Source organism: Nocardia sp. NBC_01377, assembly GCF_045040005.1.
Classification (GTDB): domain Bacteria; phylum Actinomycetota; class Actinomycetes; order Mycobacteriales; family Mycobacteriaceae; genus Nocardia; species Nocardia noduli.
In genome coordinates, this window is record NZ_CP109566.1 from 3,068,324 (window position 1) to 3,089,778 (window position 21,455).

Sequence of the window (21,455 nt, forward strand, 5' to 3'; positions counted from 1 at the left end):
CATCAGGCCGGGGTCGGGGCTGATTCTCCGAGTTGTTCGGCTTCACGGGCGTAGTCGTCGAGCAGCGAGCAGACCGTCCTCAGGGAATCGGCACCGATACCGGCTGCTATGAGCAGCGACACAAGGGCGCGACGGGATTGCCGGTAGCACTGACGGTTGTACTGCTGGTCGATGCCGTGGGCGATGTTGTCGAAGGCGAGCGCGGCGTTCTGTACCGCATTGAGCAGGTCGTGTTCGGTGGTCGCGTCGAGGTGTTCGGTCGGGCCGAGTACGACGCCGAGTTGCGCGGCGCGCGACACGGCCATCCGGGTGACCATTCGGTGGTGGTGGTCGGCAGCGGGGCCGGTGGTAGCGGCGTGGATCGTCTGGTCGGAGCGAATGGTGGCGGTCATGGCGTCCTCGAATACAACAGAGCTGGCAGGCGGCAGAACCGCGGGCTGCGCGGCCACGGTATCGGCGCGGTCGGCATACCCTGCCCCGGAGATTCGAAACCGAACCGTGCCGAGCATTCGGCAGCGGATGCCGGATACGACCGATACCCGCTGTGCTGGAATGGATTCCCGTCGAGTGAACGCCCAGGGAGCCGGTGGCAGCGTCTCGGCCATCGATGGGCCGGTGGGGCGTGACAGTGCGCTGTCCGGAGAGGCGGTACCCGCCCGCGACGATCGGCTGGAGTGCGCCACGGGTTCGATGACCCACCAGGCGATGGCCGTCCATATCGAGGACAGCAGGACCGCGCCGACGACGTCGGTCGGATAGTGCGCACCCGCGTAGAGACGCTGCGCCGCCACGAGGACGGGAATCAGCATCGCCGCGGCGGCGACGAGCCGGTAGGGCCATCGTCGGGTGGTCGCGACGATGAGTCCGACCGTGGCGGCGTAGAGCGTCAGGGAGGCGGCGACGTGCCCGGAAGGGAAACTCGAGGTGGGGGAAGGTCGGGGGTGCGGTGTTCGGCGAGAGTCGCCACCGCGTTGTGGTCCCACCGTAGCGCGGGGGTGTGGCCCCGCGGGCCGCGGACCAGCATGCCGAGACCGATGAGCGTTCCGACGAGCAGGACCCAGGCGACCGCGAGTTCACCCACCTCGCGCCACGGGTGGGCAGCCAGGGGTGGACGCCGATCGGGGACCGGCCGAAGGTCGTCTCGATCGGCGGGCGGCACGTCACCGGGCAGCGGACCGGCGCCTTCGACGTGGGAGTCACCACGCCATCGGTGGAACGCGATCGTGGCCAGCACGAGCCACAGCGTTCCGAGTAGCCAACCGGCGAGGACATCGGTGAGGTAATGCACGCCGAGCCCGATCCGGCTGAGACCGACGGCGGTCACGATCACGACCGCGAACCCGACCGTGACACGGCGGGTGTTCGTCCGCAGGGTGGGTGCGAAAACCAGCAGGACGATGCCATAACACACCAGGGAACTCATGCGTGTCGGTCACCGCCTGATCCGCGGACAACAGCGGCTCCCAGCGCGCCCTGACGAGTGCTGTCAGCACGCCGAACCCGATTCCGACGGCCGCGACACCCACCAGTGCGACGCCGCCGCGGGCCGCGAACCGTTCGGCGGCGGCCACCTCTCTCGCGTGCTCGGCACGGGGGCGGTCGGCGTCGATCACGACATCCGGGTCGTGCCGGTCGACAGACAAATGCATACCTCCTGCGTTCGCGTGACACCGGCCGTGCGGCCGAGACCGCAACGGGTCACCGGAGATCCGGGGCCGGATATCGTTCGTCGTCCACGATCGCCCACTACGAGCGGGCGCAATCAATCGAGGCGTTCGGCCCCTTGGGAATCGGTACATCCAGGTGCCGTCGCGCGCGTTCGCGGGATTTCCGATCGCGGTCAGGCGATGAGCGCGGTACCGGGATCCTCGCCGTCGCACTGGTTTTCGATATGCACCGTAGGTGGCGGATTCGGCGACGGCAAGGCGGAGATGCTCTGTTGTTCGGTGACCCGTACCGTACCCCTCCATCCGCAGGGGAGTGCGCAGGTGGGGTGAAACAGCGTCACCACGCGTCCGCTGTCGTATCGGCGCACCGTCGACGTCGCCTGTGCCGCGTACCCGCACCTCGGGCACTTCTCGAAGAAGTCGAGTACATCGGTGACGTTGGAGGCGAGGGAACGGTCCGTCGGCTGCTGCTCGGTGGATCGGCCTGCGCGCGTAGTTGTTTCAGATCCGGGTGTGCTATTCATGCGAGTGCGCTACCCGATCGGTCGCGGCTCGATCACGAAATCATCGACAGCCGGGCGCGGGGGAGATCCGACCGTCAGCCCCGGCCGGGCCGGACCGTGCGAACCGCGCTGGTTCGGGTAGCGGGTACGGGGTAGTCGCCCGGCGAAGTCCCCACGACAGGAAGGGGAGACCTCCGAACCGGAGCCGCGGACGAGCAATCGGTTCCCACCGACCGGAATCATCGCCACCCTGCTGGCGCTGTTCGCGGTCATCGCGATCGGGCTGATCGCGATGATCATCGACTGATCGAGCGGGAGCCGAACCGGATTGCGCCGATCATTCGCGTTCGGCTTGCCGTCGAAGCTGGTCAAGCGTCCGAGAGAGGACGCGGGAGATGTGCATCTGGGAGACGTCGAGTTCGTCGGCGATCTGGCTCTGGGTGCGATCGTCGAAGAAACGCAGGTGCAGGACTCGGGCTTCGAAGGCAGGCAGTCGGGCGAGTAGCGGGGCGATCGCGAGCGCCTCGTCGGTGACGTCGTAGGCAGGCTCGATATGGCCGAGTCCGGCGAGATGATCGGTCGCGCGTTGATCGTTGCTGTTCTCGCTCAGCGTATCGATCGAGTCGGTGCGATAGCCGTTGTCGGCGATCAGAGCTTGGGTGACCTCGTTGAGGTCCACCCCCAGCTCGGTGGCGATATCCAGGGCCGTGGGAGCGCGGCCGAGGTCCTGATACAGCCGGTTGACGGTGGGGCCGATGCTCTGCTGGAGTTCCTTGATCCGGCGCGGGACCCGCACCGCCCAGGTATGGTCGCGGAAATGGCGCCGGATCTCGCCCATGATGGTGGGAATCGCGAAGGCCAGGAACGACGTGCCCTTGTCGGCGTCGAATCTATCGATCGCCAGAACCAGTCCGAGGGAGGCGATCTGGTAGAGGTCGTCGTGGCGTTCGCCGCGTCCGGTGAAGCGGCGGGCGATGTGATCGGCCAACGGCAGGCATCGTCGTACGATGTCCTCGCGCAATCGGATCCGATCGGGCGACCGCGGTTCGAGCGCCGTCAGCAGTTGGAAGAGATCTTCGATGCCGTCATACGAGTCGGCGGGCTGTCCTCGACGTCGTGGATTGGCATCGGTGTGCGAGTATCGGCTGGTCATAGCAACCTCGGACGGCCCATGTGGGAGCAGACACGGAACGGGCTCTTGTGACTGAACCGGCTCCGTGCGCGAGCCGTCATACCAGTCTCGCACACTTGTGAACGGCCGGGCCGGGCCGGAGAAGGATCTCGCCGCGATCCCGGCGGCCTCGTCCCCGCGTCAGTTCTGCTCCCCGCGGCCCTCCCTGCTGCCTTCGTAGGCGAACTCGCGAAGGCGGCTGACGACTCCGGGTTCGAGCGCGATATCGCCCGGATGGTTGAGTATCGGGTCGAAGAAGTCGGTCCGATGTTCATGGGGATCGGCGTGGTGCAACGTCAGCTCACCCACCCGTCGCGGTGCCGCGCCCAGACCACTCGCGGTGATCTCGAATCGCACATCGTGGTCACGCAGATGCTCGCTCATGGCCTGCAACGAGGCCGAGCCGGGCTGCTGTACGGCGGGTTCGGCGAACAGCCAGGTGAGCCCGGCATCGCCGAAGCGGTAGGGGAGCAGACTGCCGTAACGGGCGCTGGACCAGCCGCGCGCAGCGGTGATCACGAACCGCCCGACGGTACTGGTCCCCGTGGTCGCGAGTGTGAAATCCCAGGGGTTCTCGTCGCGATCCAGGACGCGGAAGGCGAGGCCCATCACATCGGGGACAGCTCCTGGCGTTCCGATTCCTTTGGAGAGCCTGGCGATGACCGCACGTTCTCCCGTCCCGAACCAGGGCTCGAATTCGGTGTCGGCGTGGAAACGCCCCGACAGTTCGATCCCCCGAGGGTGGAAGACACGCGCGCGGCGAACCCGCGCGCCTGCGTCGAAGACGGATTTCACGAAGGTGGAGGTGAGATCGGTCAAGGTCTGCTCCTTCGGCGTGATCGAGGTAGATCCTCGGCCCGTTCACACGGACGTGCCGAGGCGGCGATCGGTCGGTCGACGATTCCCGCCTGCGACGAGCGCCCGCCGGGTTCGGTCGAGCCAGGCAGGGCGACACCCGGGCGATCATGATGAGTCCCCCGGAGCCGACCGTTTGCTGGACGGCACGTGACCGTTTCCCCGAGGCTGTCTACCTGTCGATGACGAGACGAAACCGGGCGTACCCGGCAGTGGGGGCCGAATCGCGGTGAAAAGGGGGATCCGGCCTGGTTCGAACCGGGTGAGGCGGGTAGCTGCACACCATGCAGAAGAAGGCAGCGGTCGATGAAGCAGTGGTCGCCGCCGCGCGCGAGACCATCGAGCAGGCCAAAGGTGTGGTGATGCTGGTGTACAGCGTGGACGCCGAGCAGGCGTTCACGATTCTGCGCGCGGCCTCCCAGGACACCAATGTGAAGGTTCGTGAGATCGCCACCTCGGTCGTCGCGGAACTTCCTGATCTCTGCATCACTCCGGACCTGGAATCCGTTCGAGAGGCGTTGGAGGACTTACTGTTCGGCACGCGGGCGGACACACCACGGAAGTGACGTGCGAACCGGCGGCGTCACCACGAAGGCGCGGCCGTGGATCCGGCACGGATTCCACCGTGACCTTACGTCTGCCCTGCCATGTCACAGCCTGCATGGGAGCTCCTCCCTCGGATTTTCGACCGGCTGTCGCGCCGTGCCCGTGAGCGTGTGGGTGAAACAGCCACCGCGTGCGCACCTCGGGTTCGGCGTTCGGGGGCGGGTAGGCGACAGAGTCCGAGGCCGGTCCTCGCGACGAGACGTGTGCACTGTCTACGAGGAGGATTGATGACTACCCGAGATCTGATCGCGCAATTGCACCGGGACATCACCACCGCCGACGACGCAGGTGACCGCGCGACCGCCGATCGTCCGCGCACCGAACGGGCCGTCGCCGTCGAGGGCGACCCGGTTCGGGAACTCCCTACGTGACCGGTGTCGCGCCGCAGGCTCAGAACAGAGCGAGGGCATCGCCATCGATGCGACCGGCGCGGTCGCGGGTGGCCCCGCAGAACCCCCCGACTGACCGGCGGCGATTACCGGGCGGCTCCGTATTTGCCGAGTTCGATGCGCGCGACCACCCCGCGGTGGACTTCGTCGGGACCGTCGGCCAAGCGGATCGCGCGGGCGACGGTCCACGCGGACGCGAGCGGGAAATCGCTGCTCAGACCGCCGCCACCGTGGATCTGCATGGCGAAGTCGATGACCCGCTGCGCCATGTTCGGCACCGCGACCTTGATCTGGGAGACCTCCGAGAGCGCGTTGAGCGCACCGCCTTCGTCGAGTTTCCACGCGGCGTCGAGAACGAGCAGTCGCATGGCGTTGATCGCGATACGCGCGTCGGCGACCCGCTCCCGGTTGCCACCGAGGCTCATCAGCGGTTTCCCGAAGGCGGTGCGCTCGAGCCCGCGTCGACAGGCCAGTTCCAGGGCGTGCTCGGCCAGACCGATCAGCCGCATGCAGTGGTGCACGCGGCCGGGCCCGAGGCGGCCTTGCGCGATCTCGAACGCCCGGCCGGGGCCCGCGATGATGTTCTCGGCGGGAACCCTGACATCGGTGAAGGCGACCTCGCCGTGCCCGTACGGCTCGTCCTGCCACCCCATGGTGTCGAGCATCCGCTCCACCCGAACACCGGGAGTCTCGCGCGGCACCAGCACCATCGAGTGGCGGTGATACCGGTCGGCGTCGGGATCGCTCACGCCCATCACGATCAAGATCCGGCAATCGGGATGCCCGACACCCGTCGACCACCATTTGCGGCCGTTGAGCACGACCTCGTCGCCGTCGAGGATCGCGGTGAGTTCCATATTCGTGGCGTCGGAGGAAGCCACCGCCGGTTCGGTCATGCAGAACGCACTGCGGATATCTCCCGCCAAGAGCGGGTCGAGCCACTGTCGCTGCTGCTGTTCCGACCCGTATTTCAGCAGCACTTCGGCGTTGCCGGTGTCGGGGGCGTTGCTGTTGAACACGTACGGGGCCATCAACGATCGGCCCATCACCTCCGCGATCGGCGCGTAGTCGACATTGCTCAACCCGACGCCGCCACGAGTGCCGTAACGCTCGGCATAGGGGCCCTCGTGCCCGACCGGCAGAAACAGATTCCACAATCCCTCGGCCCGCGCCCGCGCCCGCAGTTCGCCCAGAATCGGCAGCGGCTGCCAGGGGTCCTCGCCTTCGGCGCGCAGTCGGCTCACCCGGTGGTGATAGTCCTCCTCGACCGGCGCGATGTGCTCGTCGATGAATGTGCGGACTGCTTCGGTGAGCTCGGCGGCTCGCGGTGACGCGGAAAACTCCATGCGACCACCCTACGAAGCGGACGGCTCGGATCGTCGCACAATCAGGCGCGGCCGCGATTCGTCACGCCATCAGATGGTGCGACGAAATTGCTCCTGCCGTCGTGAATGACCCGTGTGGGAGCGGGTAGGCAGGCCGCCCCGGCGGTCGTTTGTGTCACCGCGTATCAGTGGGTGCGCCGTTCGGGTGTCGGCTGGTCGCGGGCCGTGGGCTCGAACCGAGATCACGGTGTGTCGCTGACATTTCGGTCGACACCCGAACGGCGGCCGGTCACAACTGCGGCACCATGCTCGTGGAGGACGCCAGTGCCGCAGGGCGTAGCCGAGCGAGGATGCCGTCGAGGTCCAGGGTGAACATATCGGGCCGGAAAGTGTGACCGCCGGGCAATTCGTGCCATTCGTGCGGGATATTCGCGTCGCGTAGGCGTGCCCGGAATTCTCGCTGGCCCGCGAGCACCTGGGTCTCGTTCACGCTGTCGAACCAGTTGACCGGATCCGGGCTGGTTCCCGCGGCCAGGAAAATCCGTTTGTTGCGGTAGCGTTCGATATTTTCGATCGGATTGTCCGCGCTGACTCTGGCTTGGTTCCAGAACGGTGCGCCGTAGATCGTGCCGCCCGCCAGGTCCATCGCCGCCGAGGACAGGTTCGCCCAATGCGCGACCAGGCCGAAGTCGCGGCGCAGACTCGCCGGGCCGGAATGGCTACTGACCGAAGCGAAGTGGCCGTAGTACTTGGCGGTGTATTTCAGCGCGCCGAAGCCACCCATGGAGAATCCGGCGACCGCGCGACCATCGTATTCGGCGTAGGTTCGGAAGTTCGCGTCGATCCAGGGGAGCAACTGGGCGATGTGGAACGTCTCCCAGTTGCGCGGACCGACGAACGAACTGACCGGGTTGGAGAACCAGCCCGCGTGTCCGCCGTCGGGCATCACGACGATGATCGGCTTACCGGCGGTCAGCTCGCGGATACCGAGTTGGTCGAAGGTGCGGAAGTCCTGGTCGCTGCCTCCGCCGTGGTGCAGGTAGAGGACGGGATAGGTGTCGGTGCTGGTGCGGTAGTCCTCGGGCAGCAGGACGTTGACTCCGGGATTCCAGCCGATCGCCGCCGTGTGGAAGCGGTAGTACCACAGGCGAGAATCGTTCTCGTTGCGGTCCACGATCGACAGTCCGAACCCGTCGCCGCGCCCGACGAATATGGCCAGTGTGTAGCCCGGTTCGATGTGGTCGGGGTCGGTGATGGCATTGGCGGTGGCGATCAGTGGTGAGAGTGCGGGGTCGCCGTAGTAGCGGAGTGCGATCTGCGACAGCGTGTCTCCGGCGAGGACTTCGTATCGCGTGAGATCGGGAATGATCAGTTGTCGGCCCGCGTCGATGTGGTCGGGGTCGGGGATGCCGCTGGCGGTGGCGATCAGTGGTGAGAGTGCGGGGTCGCCGTAGTAGCGGAGTGCGATCTGCGACAACGTGTCTCCGGGCAGGACTTCGTACCTCGAGTAATCGGGAACGATCAGTTGTCGGCCCGCGCCCACACTGTCGGAGCCGGAGATCCCGCTGGCGGTGGCGATCAGGGTATGTAGTTCAGGGTCTCCGTAGAAGCGCAACGCCAACATCGGCAGTGTCTCCCCGGCGACCACGGTGTGTGTTCTGACCATTCGACTCACCCCTTTGATAGCAATTCGCTCTAGTGTCCGCCGCTGGGGATTCGTTGTCCAGTACTTCAGCCGACTGCGGGAGGTGAAAGTCGTTGCGGCGGAGTGTCGTCTCGCGCTCGATTCGGTCCGACCGGTCGGATGCGATCGGTTCGGGATACTTCGGCCGCCCGGTGTTGCGGTCCTCGGTGAGCACCAACTCGAAAGCGCTGCTCCGAGCGATCCCGCTCTGCGGATGGGCCCCTGCTCGCTGCACGACTCTTGCGGGTCGACAACCGCTGAGTGAGCTGGCAGTACGGGAAAGGCGCCCCGGCATGCCGTGGCGGTCTCTGCTGCTGACCAGCTCTGCCGGATGCGACGGGTCGAGGCGTTTTGACACAGGTCGAGGTGTCGGCATGCAGGTGGGTGATCGCGACGGTGTCGATGCTGTTCAGGTCGACACCGTCGTATGGATCGACGTGTGCCTGAACGATTTCGCGGAAGACCATGTCCATGGCGACAGTGGACATCGCGCGCGAAGTGCAGCGTTTTGACACCGATGAGCAGGTTCCAGATCCCCCCTTGGTCGACGACCTCTACTCGCGTGTCGCACCTGTCGGCCAGATAATGGTCACCGGCACACCGCGGGTTCGGGCCAGCTCCACAACCGAACCCGTACCGCCTCCCCGGCCGGCTTCACCGTCCCACACCGCCACCAGTTCAGCGATGCTTCCCAAGACCGCTTCGTTGGCGGCTTCGCAGGCTCGGCGACCGGCATCGTCGAAGTACATCACCCGCACCTCCGCCGCTCGGGCGATGAGATCGTCGAACTCTGCAGCGTGGCCGGGCTTCACCTTCACGGCCCGGTAGTTCCGCGACGGCAACACTACCTCGAGTTGGCCTCCCACGTCGAGCACTGCCCGCGCGAACGCACTGTCGGCTCCCCGAGCGAGGGGTCTGTATCGCCAAGGGTGTTTCCGGCGTTGTTATCTCAGTAGGTTTGGGCGTCGGGCCAGCGGTCGGCGAAGGTGATCGCGAAGGCGTTGACCGCGGGTTTCCAGCGCATGGTCCATCGTGCCCGACCCGCGCCGGTCGGGTCCAGTGATCGGGTGACCAGATACAGGCATTTCAGGGCGGCTTGCTCGGTGGGGAAATGACCACGCGCTTTGATCGCTCGCCGGTAACGCGCGTTGAGGGATTCGATGGCGTTCGTCGAGCAGATCACCCGCCGTATCTCGACGTCGTAGTCGAGGAAAGGAATGAACTCCTCCCACGCGTTCTCCCAAAGACGCGTGATCGCAGCATATTGACCAGAAACTAAATGGTTGAAGCGTAAATGGTGTGTGGGGCCTGGAAGTAGCCGCGGACCCGGCCGGGCAGTTTCTGGACGCGGTGGAAGAACGAGCGTACGGAGGTCTCCATCCGGGTCGGTGTGGTGATGATCTGGTCGGCGAGGGTGCGTTTGAGGTCAGCGTTGACCAGTTCGTCGGGGTTGAGGTGCGGGGCGTAGGCGGGCAGGAAGTGCAGTTCGATCCGGTCGGCGCGGTCGGCGACCCAGGCGGTGACGGCTTTCGACCGGTGCACGGGGTGGCCGTCGACGACCAGGTGGATCTTCTTCTCGTGCTGGCCCAGCAGCCGGGTCAGGAACTCGAGGAACGCTTTCGCGTTGAACCGGCCCCGGAAGACGGTGAAGTGCAGGTCACCGCGCGGGGAGATCGTCGACATCGCGTTGAGACAGAACCGTTTCCCCGTCCGCGCGAGGGTCGGTGTCTGTCCGCGGCGGCCCCATGTGCGCCCCGACAGTTGGTCGGAGCGGACGCCGACCTGGTCACCGAACAGGATCACCGCATCCTCGGCTTTCGCCCGCGCCGCCAGCGCCGGATACGTGCGCCGCACCCACTCGGCCATCGCCTCCGGGTTCGCCTCGATCGCCCGCCGGTCCGGCCGCTGAAAGGTGAAACCCATGCGGCGCAGTACTTTCCCCATCCCCTGCTCGGTGAACGACACCCCGAACAACCGACGCGCCAGCTCGGCGACCTTCCGCAACGTCCACAACAACCCACCCAGTTCCAACTGCTCCGGAACGAACACGATCAACGCCTCCACCAGCGCCTCGGCCTGCGACGGCGTCAGCTTCGCCCCGTCACCCGCACGCCGGCCCGGCCGCCCCGACTCCAAACCCTCCACACCACCAGCGGCCAACCTATTGCGCCAGTTACGAATCGACCCTTCCGACACCCCGAACACCCGCTGCGCCTCCGAAGCGGTCATACCATCGCGCATCGCACCCATCACCCGCATCCGCAACGCCTCCTGCTGCCCCGGGGAAAGCCTGCGCATATCCATCCTGAGATCATCGCCCACCCCCGAAACATCAAGAACCGCAACCAATCCGTTTCATGTCAATATTTCGAGCCCCACTTCTCGGTCAGATCATCCAATGCCGCCTGTGCCGCGGCGGCATTGACCGCGGTGTAGATCGGTTTCACATCCCGACGCAACGCGTCCCAATCCTGACGCCCCGCCAGCCGGAACGTATTCCGAATCAAATGAGGCTGTAAAGAAACAATGTGTTGCTTTGTAGGGCAGAGGGTTTCGCTATGTTTTGGCCGTGGTGAGTGGAGTCGGTGCAGGGTTGGTGGAGCGGTTCGCGGTGTTGCTGCCGCATCTGAACGAGCGGCAGCGCCGTCTGGTCTTGGCGAGCGAGGCGTGGTCGCTCGGGCACGGTGGGGTCCGGGCGGTGGCGCGGGCCGCAGCGGTAAGCGAAACCACCGTCCGCAAAGGGGTTTTCGAGTTGCGGGCCGGTGTCGAACCTATGCTCGGAGGGCGAGTGCGCCGCGCAGGTGGGGGCCGCAAACCGGCGGAGGAACTTGACTCCGGTCTGGTGACGGCACTGTTGGAGTTGGTCGAGCCCGACGAGCGTGGGGATCCTATGTCGCCGTTGAGGTGGACGGTGAAGTCGTTGCGGAATCTGGCCGCGGAGTTGACCCGGGCCGGGCATACGGTTTCGGCACCGACGGTGGGCCGGTTGCTTCGGGGACAGGGTTTCAGCTTGCAGGCCAACGTCAAGACGCTGGAGGGATCCCAGCACCCCGATCGTGATATCCAGTTCCGCTATATCAACGAACAAGTGAAGCGGCATCAGGCCGCTGGACAGCCGGTGATCAGCATCGATGCCAAGAAGAAGGAACAAATCGGGCGGTTACCCAACCCCGGGCGACAATGGCGCCCGCGAGGTCATCCGGTCGAGGTCGAGGACCACAGTTTCTTCTTCATCGGACCCGAGGTCGACGTCGCGATTCCGTTCGGCATCTACGACATCGCCAACGACAGCGGCTGGGTGAATGTCGGAACCGACCACGACACCTCGGTATTCGCCGTGGAATCGGTTCGACGTTGGTGGCGCTCGCGCGGGTGCTTGGATCACCCGGGCGCGGATCGGCTGTTGATCACCGCGGACTGCGGCGGCTCCAACAGCTACCGTTATCGGCTCTGGAAAGCCGAACTCGCCGCGTTCGCCACCGAGACCGGACTGACGGTGACTGTCTGCCACTTCCCTCCCGGCACATCGAAGTGGAACAAGATCGAGCATCGACTGTTCTCCCACATCACCATGAACTGGCGCGGCCGCCCTCTGACCAGCCATGAAGTCGTGGTCAACAGCATCGCGGCCACACGCACCCGCACCGGGCTGCGCGTCCACGCCGAGTTGGACACCGGCACCTACCCGACTGGGATCTCGATCAGTCGCGACTACCTGAAGTCACTGCCCATCACCCCACACGATCAGCGAGGGACCTGGAACTACACCATCGACCCGAGCCGGTCCCGCGCCCATGTGGTCAGCGCCGATGAACGAACCGAGTCCCGCACCCGGACCTTGACACTGCTCGCCGACCCGAAAGCCACCGGCATCACCAGCGGCGAACTGCGGGAACTCTGTGCTCGTCTCGCGCCGGCGCAAGCAGCGCTGGCCGAACAACGCAAATTCCTCGAACGCGGCGGACCCCGTCGTCAGCAACGCGGCAACCACGGTCGCCCCTTGCTCCGCCCCGCCGACAAAGTGCTGATCACCGTGCTCTATCTGCGCGGGGTCTGCCCCCAGAAGGTCTTGGTCGAACTGTTGGACACCAATCCGGTCACCATCAGCAAGACGATCAAACAGACCCGAACCCTCTTCGAGGAATACAAGATCGTCCTCGACCAGACCTCGCACTACTTCTCCAGTGCTCCTGCGCTGCGCGATTGGCTCGAAAATGACACCGCCACAACCCGAATGGACAACGCAACAGCGCTCGCACATCCCGAACTCACCGGAACCTCACGCGAGGAGTTCCAGGCACTGCTCGACCGGATCTCGCTGTCCTACCACGCAGCGATCCAACAACGGCGACACCATCAACGCGGCGGCCAACCTCGTCCCGGCAGCCGAGGCGGCGTGTTCCGCCAGAAGATCACCGACACCGACCGAGTCCTGGCCACCGTGCTCGCGCAACGACAACTCTGCGACCTGCACACCCTCGCCGAACTGTTCAACGTCAGCAGAAACACTCTACGCAACGCCTTTCACGACGTCGCACCCCTGCTCCAACGAGATGGCCACCGCATCGAACCCTCCGCACGCCAATTCGCCACCGCTGCTCAGGTTCTCGCCTTCGCCACAAACCACAACGAAACACCAAGTTGAATCTTTACAGCCTCAATGAATGATGCAGGTCTGGACCGTCGCCAGCGGCCACACGTTCCCGACCGCGTCGGGCAGGCCCTTCAACCCGTCGCAGACCAGGAAGAACACATCCTTGACCCCACGGTTGCGGATATCGGTGAGCACGGCGAGCCAGAACTTGGCGCCTTCACCGCCGCTGCCGGCCCACAATCCCAGGATGTCCTTCTCGCCGTTGACCGTGACCCCGATCGCGGCATAGATCGGACGGTTCGCGACCTGACCGTCCCTTACCTTGACGACGATGGCGTCGATGAACACGGCCACATAGATCTCATCCAGCGGCCGGGCCGACCATTCCTGCATCTCCGCGACAACTTTGTCGGTGATCCGCGAGACCGTCTCCTTCGACACCGACGCCCCGTAGATCTCCGCAAAATGCGCCGAAATCTCGCCAGTGGTAAGGCCTTTCGCATACAGCGACAACACGATCTCATCCACCCCGGTCAACCGGCGTTGGCGCTTCTCGACGATCTGCGGATCGAAAGTTCCGTCCCGGTCGCGGGGCACCTCGATCGGGACTTGGCCGGTCGCCTCGGTCAACACCGTCTTGGACCGGGTCCCGTTACGCACGTTGGTCGAGTCCCGATCCGCGGGAGCCTCGTTCTTGTCGAAGCCCAGGTGCTCGGTCATCTCCTCGTTCAACGCCGTCTCCAGAACGGTCTTGGTGAACTGTTTGAGCAGTCCGTTCGGCCCCGTCAACGACAGACCTTGTTCCTTGGCCATCCGGACCAGCTCCTGGGCGGCCAACTTCTCGGCCGAAGCCTCGGCTGGCTTCTTCTTCCTCGTCACGGCATCAAGTGTCGCCATCACGGCACCTTCCCGCTGAGCATCACTCAGCGAATCAGGCCGGAAACACCGATAAATCCACAGTCCCGGCGACGCTCGCCTTCGACGTTGGAGGGTTCGGAAGCGTCGCGAGGAGTCGGCGATCTCGGTGCGGATGGCTTTGCGGTGGTTGGCGAGGGCGACGAATTCCATGGTCATCGCGGTGTGGGATTGGTCGTGGATGGCTTCCCACAGCGACCACAGTGGTTGGGGTGAGGCCAGCGCTTCGAGTTGGCGGTGGTAGCTGCGTTCGGCCCCGCGGCGGAAGAGTTCGATGAACAGATTGTCCATATTGCCGAAGTAGTAGTGGTAGAGGGCGGAATTCGTCTCTGCCCGCGCCGCGAGCCGTCGGGTGCTGACCGCGGCGTAGCCCTCTTCTCGCATGATCAGTTCGGCGGCGTCGAGGAGCGCGGTGCGCGTCGGCGAATCCTCATCGGAGCCACGGGCGGGCTTCATGACGGTGACCTCCCGGATAGTGAGGCACGAAGCCTGTCGCGTGGCGTCACGTAGGTCGTGGTTGCTCGTATAGAAGGTAACCCGCACCGTTGCCCGTGGGACGTCCAGCTGCCGGGCGAACGCCGAGATCCGGGCGACCGGGCTTGCGCAAGGTGCTTGACAGGGGTGAATAGCGTCACGTACTACTTAATCACCCGATTGAATTAATCAGTCGCTTAAGACTCCTCCTCTGGGCCTTCGTGGTCATTCGATGTCTCCGGCGCGACGCCGATCGCCGCTGGTCCGAACGAAGAATGTGGTGTTGCGCGTGGAAAATCTCCCGCTCCTCAACTCGGTGATACGACAGCTCCGACTGTCGATGCCTGTCCGCGGCGCCCGCTTGCGTCGCATTCCCGGTGACCTCGTTGTGCGCCGTATACCGGCCGGTGACCTGTGAAGGGCCCGCTCCCGGCGCCCGGTCCCGGGGGCGACGACCCGCGTCCGGTTCAGCGCTCTCGGGTCGCGGTGGTGACCGGAGGAGCCTCGGGGATGGGGTTGTCCATCTGTGAGGCGTTCTCCGGGAGCGGATATCGGGTCGCGATTCTCGACATCGACGGCGCCGCCGCTCAGCGAGCCGCCGAACAACTGCGGACCGCGGGTGGCGCGGCTATCGCGTGTGAGGTCGATGTGACCGATCGCCGAGCGGTCGACGAGGCGATGCGCAAGACCCGTGCCGAGTTCGGCGCGATCGAAATCCTGGTCACCAGTGCGGGTCTGGTCGGCTTCTCACCGTTCACCGAGATCTCGCCCGAGGCGTGGAATCGAGTCGTCGATGTGAACCTCAACGGCGTATTCCACTGTGTGCAGGCCGCGATTCCGGACATGGTGGCGGCGGGATGGGGCCGGATCGTGACCATCTCCTCCTCGAGCGCGCAGCGCGGCTCGCCGCGGATGGTGCACTACACCGCCGCCAAGGGCGCGGTGGTCGCGATGACCAAGGGCCTGGCGCGCGAGTACGCCGCGAGCGGGATCACCGTCAACACCATTCCGCCTTCGGGTATCGACACCCCCATGCAACGGAATTCGCAAGCAGAAGGATATCTTCCGGACGACTCCGTGATGGCGAAGGCGATCCCGGTCGGCCATCTGGGCACCGGAGAAGATATCGCCGCTGCCTGCGTGTTCTTGTGCTCTGATCAGGCCGGCTACATCACCGGCCAGGTGCTCGGGGTGAACGGCGGATCGGTGATATGACCGAATCCGTCTCTCCCCGTCTGGCTCCGCTACCGCTCGAGAAATGGGACGACACGACACGGGCGATGTTGCGCGGGCATGTGCGCGCAGCCGATCGGTACCTGTCGGGCGATCCCGACGCACCACCGGTGCCCAATATCCTCGGCGTTCTCGCTCATCACACCGAATTGGCATCGGCGTGGCTGGCTTTCAACGGCCTGCTGCTCGAGCACCCCTCGCTGGATCCGCTGGAGCGAGAACTGGTCGTCCTGCGGGTGGCGTGGTGTAGCGACTCGGACTACGAGTGGCGTCAGCACGCACGGATGGCGGCCGGTCTCGGCTTTACCGAGGAACAGGTCGCGGCGGTGCGCCGCGGTCCCGACGCACCGGGGTGGACCCCCGTGCAGCGACTGCTGTTGACCATGACCGACGAACTGATGGAACGCCACCGCGTCACCGACCGCACCTGGACCGAACTGGCCCTGCATTTCGACGAACGTCAGCTCATCGAATTGCTGTTCGTTACAGGCGCCTATCTGTGCCTGGCGATGGTGTTCAACAGCGTTGACCTGCAACCGGAACCGGAAAACGACAGGCCACGACCATCCGCCCACCCGGAAATGGAGGAACAACCGTGACCGAACTCGCCAGCGAACCGACCACCCAGCGACTCTGGCCCAAACCGGCCGAAGGTAGCTGGACCCAACACTATCCGGAGTTGGGGACCGGCATGATGTCGTTCGAGGACTCGGTGTCCCCGGAGTTCTTCGAACTCGAGCGGGAAGCGATCTTCAAACGCGCGTGGCTCAATGTCGGACGCGTCGAACAACTTCCCCGCACCGGAAGCTACTTCACCAAGGAACTCGATGTCGCACGCGCGTCACTCATCGTGGCGCGCGACCGCGACGGCAATATCAACGCATTCCACAATGTGTGCCGCCACCGCGGCAACAAGCTCGTATGGAACGAATTCCCGCGTGAGGAAGATTCCGGTACGTGCAGGCAGTTCACCTGCAAGTATCACGGCTGGCGTTACGGCCTCGACGGCGCCCTGACGTTCGTGCAGCAAGAAGGCGAGTTCTTCGACCTGGACAAGAAGAAACTCGGACTCGCCCCCGTGCACTGCGAAGTGTGGGCGGGATTCATCTTCATCAATCTGGCTGCCGAACCCCGCCAGACGCTACGGGAATTCTTGGGCCCCATGGTGACGGACCTGGACGGCTACCCGTTCGACAAGATGACCGAATGGTACGAATTCAAGGCGGACAACCAGAGCAATTGGAAACTGTTCGCCGACGCGTTCCAGGAGTACTACCACGTGCCGGGCCTGCATTCCCAGCAGGTGCCCAGCGCGGTGCGCACTCCGGGAAAGGGTTTCGAGTGCGCGCACTTCCAGATCGACGGTCCGCACCGGATGGTGTCCACCGGCGGTGCGAGACGGTGGACGATGCCCGCGGAATTCATGTATCCGATCGAACGGGTCACCCGCAGCGGTCTGGTGGGGCCGTGGGAATCTCCGGATCTCGGTGAGGCGCCGAAAGGGTTGAATCCCGGCCGGGTCGAACCGTGGGGTATCGACAACTTCCAGATCTTCCCCAATATCGAGATCCTCATCTACCGGGGCTGGTACCTGCTCTACCGGTACTGGCCGACCTCGTACAACAGTCACCGCTTCGAGGGCATGCTGTGTTTCCAGCCCGCCCGCACCGTGCGCGAACGAGTCGAACACGAGGTCGCCTCGGTCGTATTCAAGGAATTCGCCCTCCAGGACGCCGGCATGCTCACAGGCACCCAGACCGCGCTGGAGTCGGCCTACCGGACCGCGGGAATGACGCATTTCCCGGTCAACGACCAGGAGATCCTGGTCCGTCACTTCCACAAGGCGGTCGCCGACTGGGTCGACGAATATCGCGGGGACCTGGCGCAGGGGAGTACGCGATGACACAGACGATGCTGCCCGCCGCGTTCGCCGACCTCGAGCCGTTCGCGCGAGCCTGGTGTCTGCCCGTCGAATCCGAGCGCTACAAGCAGCGGCTCAGCAAATCCATGGCGGAGATGCAAGCGTTCTACGACGCCTGTTTCCCGCGGGTCGACGACGCGATCACCTACTGCGACAAATTCCCGCTCGAGGAGTTACCCGACGATGCGATCCATCTGCTGCAGATGGTGTATTCGCTGGTGATCGTCGCGATGGCGATCGAGATCTTCAAACAGCCCAAACCTGTCGACAGCGCGGACGCCGAGCTCGAACGCGTCGCTGAACCCTGGCCCTGACCTGTTCCTCCACCTCGGCCGAGCCGCCGCGAGCGGATTCGGCCGGAAGGATCACACACTCATGACAATCACCATCGCCAAGCTCAGCCACGAAGTCGGCGCCGAGGTCGACGGCGTCGACGCCGACAGGTTGCTCACCGACCCGACGTTGCCCGACACCATCCTCGACGCCCTCGAGCAGCACGGTGTCCTGGTATTCCGAAACCTGCATCTCGACCCGGAGACGCAAGTGGCGTTCTGCCGCAAACTGGGCCAGGTCGACACCTCACCCGGACACCATCCCGTCGAGGGCATCTACCGGGTCAGCCTGGACACGACGAAGAATTCGTCGGCGAGCTATCTGCGCGCGACCTTCGACTGGCATATCGACGGCTGCACCCCGGAGGACGACGCCTACCCTCAGATGGCGACGATGCTCACCGCCAAGGCGGTCGCCACCAGTGGTGGCGAGACCGAATTCGCCAGTACCTACAAGGCTTTCGACAATCTGAGTGCCGGCGAGCAGAAGTATCTCGCGCCGATGCGGGTCGTGCATTCGCTCGAGGCGTCGCAGCGGGGAGTGACCGCGGATCCGACACCGGAACAACTCGCCGCGTGGCGCCGCCGTCCGGCCAAGGAACATCCGCTGATCTGGACCCATAAATCCGGGCGGCGCTCATTGGTGCTCGGCGCGTCGACCGACCATGTCGTCGGTCTGCCGCCGAGTGAAAGCCGGGCTCTGCTGGATGGACTGCTGCGTCGCGGTACCGCACCCGAACGTGTCTACCGCCACGAGTGGTCGGTCGGTGACACCGTGATCTGGGACAACCGGGGTGTCATCCACCGTGCCGCCCCCTATCCGCACGACTCGCCGCGAGAGATGCTGCGCACCACCGTGCTCGGTGAAGAACCGATCGTATAACCCCGTTACACAGCCCGTTTCAGGAGTTACACCATGGCTCGTTGGCCCAAACCCGCCGAAGGCAGTTGGACGCAGCACTATCCCGAGCTCGGCACGGAACCGATGTCGTACGAGGATTCGATCTCGCCGGAGTTCTTCGAACTCGAGCGGGAGGCGATCTTCAAACGCGCCTGGCTCAATGTGGGCCGGGTGGAGCAACTTCCGCGCACCGGAAGCTATTTCACCAAGGAGATCCGGGTCGCGCACAGTTCGGTGATCGTCGTGCGCGATCGTGACGGCGGTATCAACGCCTTCCACAACATCTGCCGTCACCGCGGCAACAAGCTCGTGTGGGACGAATTCCCGCGCGAGGAGACCTCGGGCACCTGTCGCCAGTTCACCTGCAAATACCACGGCTGGCGTTACGGGCTCGACGGAGCGCTCGCGTTCGTGCAGCAGGAAGGAGAGTTCTTCGACCTCGACAAGAGCGCTCTCGGATTGGCGAAGGTGCATTGTGAGGTCTGGGCCGGATTCATTTTCGTCAACCTCGCTTCCCAACCACGTCAGAGCTTGCGCGAGTTCCTAGGACCGATGGTCACCGACCTCGAGGGCTACCCCTTCGACAAGCTGACCGAGCGCTATTCGTATCGGTCCGAGGTCGGGGCGAACTGGAAGCTGTACATGGACGCTTTCCAGGAGTTCTATCACGCGCCGATCCTGCACGGGAAGCAGACGCCCGACAACTTCTCTGTCGCCGCACAGCAGGCCGGTTTCGAGGCGCCGCACTATCAACTCGACGGACCGCACCGGCTGGTCAGCACCTCCGGTGTCGTCACCTGGGAACTCGATCCCACCATGCGCAAACCCATGGAGGACATCACCCGCAGCGGCCTGTTCGGCCCCTGGGATGTCCCCGATCTCGGACCGATGCCGAAGGGACTCAACCCGGCGGGCTGCGATCCGTGGGGGTTGGATTCGTTCCAGCTGTGGCCCAATTTCGTGATCCTCATCTGGTCGGGCGGCTGGTACCTGACATATCAGTACTGGCCGACCTCGTACAACACCCACACTTTCGAGGGCAATCTGTATTTTGTGCCCGCACGTAGCCCCCGAGACCGTGTCGCACATGAAATGGCGGCGCTGACCTTCAAGGAATACGGGCTACAGGACTCGAGCACCCTGGAAGCGACCCAGATGATGCTGGAATCGCGTGCGGTCACGACTTTCCAATTGAACGACCAGGAAATCCTTCTTCGGCACCTGCACAAGGTCACCGCGGATTGGGTCGCCGACTACCGGCGTGAGCGCGAGGAGACCGAGCGATGAGTGAAACCCTGCTGCCCACCGACTTCGCCGATCTCGAGCAGTTCGCCTCGACGTGGTGTCTGCCCACCGAGCCCGAACGCTACGACCGACGTCTGTCCAGTTCGATGGCCGATATGCAGCGGTTCTACGACGCGATCACTCCTCGCGCCGAGGACGCACTCACCTACTGCGACAAGTTCACCATCGAGAACATGCCCGAGGACACCAAGAACCTCATGTATCTGCTGTATTCGATGATCATGGTGTCCTTCCCGGTCGAGGTGTGGAGCCAGCCGCGCATCCCCGACACCGGGACGGCGACCCTGACCTGTGTCGTGGAGCCGGCCCTGTGAGCCGTAACGTCGTCGTATTGAAAGCGGCGCGATGGGTCGACGTGGCGACCGGCGAGATACACGCTCCGGCAGTGATCGTCGTGGAAGACAATCTCATCGCCGCGATCGATCCACCCGCACTGCCCGCCGGCGCCCAGGTCATCGATCTGGGCGAGCTCACACTGTTGCCCGGGTTGATGGACATGGAGATCAACCTGCTCATCGGCGGGCCCGACAATCCCTCGGGGCTGCCGAATCCGATGCACGGCGTGCAGGACGACCCGGTCTATCGAACCCTGCGCGGCACGGTCAACGCCCGCACGACTCTGCACGCCGGATTCACCACGGTCCGCAATCTCGGCCTGATGGTGAAAACCGGCGGCTATCTGCTCGACGTGGATCTGGGCCGCGCCATCGAACAGGGCTGGGTCGAAGGTCCGCGCATCGTCGGGGCAGGGCACGCGATCACGCCGACCGGTGGGCACCTCGACCCGACCATGTTCCAGCGCCTCGCGCCGCACATCATGCCGCTCAGCGTCGAGGAGGGTCGCGCCAACGGCGTTCCCCAAGTCCGGGAATGCGTGCGATATCAGATCAAATACGGCGCCGAGGTCATCAAGATCTCGGCGTCGGGCGGAGTCATGTCCCACGGCACCGTCGCCGGCGCGCAACAGTATTCGGACGAGGAGTTGGCGGCGATCGTCGACGAAGCCCATCGCGCCGGTGTCAAGGTCGCCGCGCACGCGCACGGCGACGCCGGAATCGTCGCCTGCATCCGGGCGGGCGTGGACTGCATCGAACACGGCTCCCTCGCCACCGACGACACCATCGCCATGATGGTCGAGCACGGCACCTTCCTCGTCCCGACCAGCTACCTGTCGGAAGGTCTCGACGTCTCCAAAGCCGCACCGGCGCTACAGAAGAAGGCCGCCGAAGTCTTCCCCCGCGCGCGCGAGACCCTGCGCAAGGCGATCAAGGCCGGAGTCAAGATCGCCTGCGGCACCGACGCGCCCGCTGTTCCCCACGGCGACAACGCCAAAGAGCTGTGGGCACTGGTCGATCGCGGTATGACACCGAGTCAGGCCCTGCGTGCGGCCACGATCACCAGCGCCGAACTCATCGGCGTCGACGACCGCGGACGACTCGCCCCCGGCCTGCTCGCCGACATCATCGCCGTGCCGGGCGATCCCACCGCCGACATCACCACCGTCCAGGATGTGCGGTTCGTGATGAAGGACGGCCGGGTCCACAAACACTGCTGAGCTCATCCGATACCAGGAGGTACGA

General features: G+C 64.8%; 21 protein-coding genes and 4 pseudogenes. 12 read left to right on the forward strand and 13 right to left on the reverse strand.

Annotation, left to right across the window (positions count from 1 at the left end; all coding sequences use genetic code 11):
• Nucleotides 1–2 precede the first annotated feature (2 nt).
• The 5 genes from OG225_RS14315 to OG225_RS14335 form a co-directional block, all read right to left on the reverse strand.
• Nucleotides 3–983 carry a phosphatase PAP2 family protein gene (locus OG225_RS14315; protein WP_405182111.1) on the reverse strand — a complete coding sequence of 327 codons (981 nt, stop codon included), beginning with the start codon at nt 981–983 and terminating at the stop codon, nt 3–5.
• On the reverse strand, nt 887–1,423 hold the full coding sequence (locus OG225_RS14320; protein WP_405182112.1) for a phosphatase PAP2 family protein: 537 nt from the start codon (nt 1,421–1,423) through the stop codon (nt 887–889). Before OG225_RS14320 ends, OG225_RS14315 begins: the two co-directional genes overlap by 97 nt.
• 417 nt (nt 1,424–1,840) lie before the next feature.
• Entirely contained in the window at nt 1,841–2,191 is a 351-nt protein-coding gene (locus OG225_RS14325; protein ID WP_405182113.1) for a hypothetical protein, read from the reverse strand.
• 316 nt (nt 2,192–2,507) lie between these two features.
• Entirely contained in the window at nt 2,508–3,323 is an 816-nt protein-coding gene (locus OG225_RS14330; RefSeq protein WP_405182114.1) for a SigB/SigF/SigG family RNA polymerase sigma factor, read from the reverse strand.
• A 159-nt stretch (nt 3,324–3,482) separates the two neighbouring features.
• On the reverse strand, nt 3,483–4,160 hold the full coding sequence (locus OG225_RS14335) for a phosphodiesterase (protein ID WP_405182115.1): 678 nt from the start codon (nt 4,158–4,160) through the stop codon (nt 3,483–3,485).
• A 320-nt stretch (nt 4,161–4,480) separates the two neighbouring features.
• Between OG225_RS14335 and OG225_RS14340 the strand changes: the two genes are divergently transcribed.
• Together OG225_RS14340 and OG225_RS14345 are read left to right on the forward strand one after the other, a co-directional pair.
• Nucleotides 4,481–4,762, forward strand: a complete 282-nt coding sequence (locus OG225_RS14340; protein WP_405182116.1) for an ANTAR domain-containing protein — start codon at nt 4,481–4,483, stop codon at nt 4,760–4,762.
• Between the two features lie 267 nt (nt 4,763–5,029).
• Nucleotides 5,030–5,173, forward strand: coding sequence for a hypothetical protein (locus OG225_RS14345; protein ID WP_405182117.1), 144 nt, complete (start codon nt 5,030–5,032; stop codon nt 5,171–5,173).
• Nucleotides 5,174–5,277: 104 nt separating this feature from the next.
• Here OG225_RS14345 and OG225_RS14350 read toward each other — a convergent pair whose 3' ends face one another.
• Complete coding sequence (locus tag OG225_RS14350) at nt 5,278–6,537, reverse strand: acyl-CoA dehydrogenase family protein (RefSeq protein ID WP_405182118.1); 1,260 nt, start codon at nt 6,535–6,537, stop codon at nt 5,278–5,280.
• Nucleotides 6,538–6,805: 268 nt separating this feature from the next.
• Entirely contained in the window at nt 6,806–8,182 is a 1,377-nt protein-coding gene (locus OG225_RS14355) for an alpha/beta hydrolase-fold protein (RefSeq protein WP_405182119.1), read from the reverse strand.
• Between the two features lie 392 nt (nt 8,183–8,574).
• On the opposite strand from OG225_RS14355, the gene OG225_RS14360 reads away from it, so the two are divergent.
• Nucleotides 8,575–8,712: a hypothetical protein gene (locus OG225_RS14360; protein ID WP_405182120.1), complete on the forward strand. Its 138-nt coding sequence runs from the start codon at nt 8,575–8,577 to the stop codon at nt 8,710–8,712.
• Nucleotides 8,713–8,754: 42 nt separating this feature from the next.
• On the opposite strand, the gene OG225_RS14365 is transcribed toward OG225_RS14360, so the two are convergent.
• The 4 genes and pseudogenes from OG225_RS14365 to OG225_RS14380 all read right to left on the reverse strand — a co-directional run.
• Nucleotides 8,755–9,018: a hypothetical protein gene (locus tag OG225_RS14365; protein ID WP_405182121.1), complete on the reverse strand. Its 264-nt coding sequence runs from the start codon at nt 9,016–9,018 to the stop codon at nt 8,755–8,757.
• 131 nt (nt 9,019–9,149) lie between these two features.
• Nucleotides 9,150–9,467: pseudogene (locus OG225_RS14370) on the reverse strand (transposase); the annotation flags it as partial.
• An 8-nt stretch (nt 9,468–9,475) separates the two neighbouring features.
• Nucleotides 9,476–10,522, reverse strand: a complete 1,047-nt coding sequence (locus OG225_RS14375; protein ID WP_405182122.1) for an IS630 family transposase — start codon at nt 10,520–10,522, stop codon at nt 9,476–9,478.
• A 41-nt stretch (nt 10,523–10,563) separates the two neighbouring features.
• Nucleotides 10,564–10,710 (reverse strand): annotated as a pseudogene (locus tag OG225_RS14380) (transposase); the annotation flags it as partial.
• Nucleotides 10,711–10,772: 62 nt separating this feature from the next.
• Here OG225_RS14380 and OG225_RS14385 point away from each other — a divergent pair.
• Nucleotides 10,773–12,845, forward strand: a complete 2,073-nt coding sequence (locus OG225_RS14385) for an ISAzo13 family transposase (RefSeq protein ID WP_405183268.1) — start codon at nt 10,773–10,775, stop codon at nt 12,843–12,845.
• Nucleotides 12,846–12,860: 15 nt separating this feature from the next.
• Here the strand turns inward: OG225_RS14385 and OG225_RS14390 are convergent.
• Both OG225_RS14390 and OG225_RS14395 read right to left on the reverse strand, forming a co-directional pair.
• Nucleotides 12,861–13,694 (reverse strand): annotated as a pseudogene (locus OG225_RS14390) (IS256 family transposase); the annotation flags it as partial.
• A gap of 294 nt (nt 13,695–13,988) precedes the next feature.
• Nucleotides 13,989–14,165, reverse strand: a pseudogene (locus OG225_RS14395) (helix-turn-helix domain-containing protein); the annotation flags it as partial.
• A 504-nt stretch (nt 14,166–14,669) separates the two neighbouring features.
• On the opposite strand from OG225_RS14395, the gene OG225_RS14400 reads away from it, so the two are divergent.
• From OG225_RS14400 to OG225_RS14435, 8 genes are all read left to right on the forward strand, one after another.
• Nucleotides 14,670–15,398 carry an SDR family NAD(P)-dependent oxidoreductase gene (locus OG225_RS14400; protein WP_308165566.1) on the forward strand — a complete coding sequence of 243 codons (729 nt, stop codon included), beginning with the start codon at nt 14,670–14,672 and terminating at the stop codon, nt 15,396–15,398.
• Nucleotides 15,395–16,015, forward strand: coding sequence for a carboxymuconolactone decarboxylase family protein (locus tag OG225_RS14405; protein WP_405182123.1), 621 nt, complete (start codon nt 15,395–15,397; stop codon nt 16,013–16,015). The genes OG225_RS14400 and OG225_RS14405 overlap by 4 nt, the downstream gene beginning before the upstream one ends.
• A complete protein-coding gene (locus OG225_RS14410; RefSeq protein WP_308165567.1) occupies nt 16,012–17,319 on the forward strand; it encodes an aromatic ring-hydroxylating dioxygenase subunit alpha in 1,308 nt (435 codons plus the stop codon). The genes OG225_RS14405 and OG225_RS14410 overlap by 4 nt, the downstream gene beginning before the upstream one ends.
• The gene (locus OG225_RS14415) at nt 17,316–17,651 is read left to right on the forward strand and encodes a hypothetical protein (protein ID WP_405182124.1); all 336 of its coding nucleotides are present in this window, start codon (nt 17,316–17,318) and stop codon (nt 17,649–17,651) included. The genes OG225_RS14410 and OG225_RS14415 overlap by 4 nt, the downstream gene beginning before the upstream one ends.
• A 61-nt stretch (nt 17,652–17,712) precedes the next feature.
• A complete protein-coding gene (locus OG225_RS14420; RefSeq protein ID WP_405182125.1) occupies nt 17,713–18,552 on the forward strand; it encodes a TauD/TfdA dioxygenase family protein in 840 nt (279 codons plus the stop codon).
• Nucleotides 18,553–18,585: 33 nt separating this feature from the next.
• Nucleotides 18,586–19,857, forward strand: coding sequence for an aromatic ring-hydroxylating dioxygenase subunit alpha (locus OG225_RS14425; protein WP_405182126.1), 1,272 nt, complete (start codon nt 18,586–18,588; stop codon nt 19,855–19,857).
• On the forward strand, nt 19,854–20,189 hold the full coding sequence (locus OG225_RS14430) for a hypothetical protein (protein WP_216917079.1): 336 nt from the start codon (nt 19,854–19,856) through the stop codon (nt 20,187–20,189). The genes OG225_RS14425 and OG225_RS14430 overlap by 4 nt, the downstream gene beginning before the upstream one ends.
• Entirely contained in the window at nt 20,186–21,430 is a 1,245-nt protein-coding gene (locus tag OG225_RS14435; RefSeq protein WP_405182127.1) for an amidohydrolase family protein, read from the forward strand. The genes OG225_RS14430 and OG225_RS14435 overlap by 4 nt, the downstream gene beginning before the upstream one ends.
• Nucleotides 21,431–21,455 lie beyond the last annotated feature (25 nt).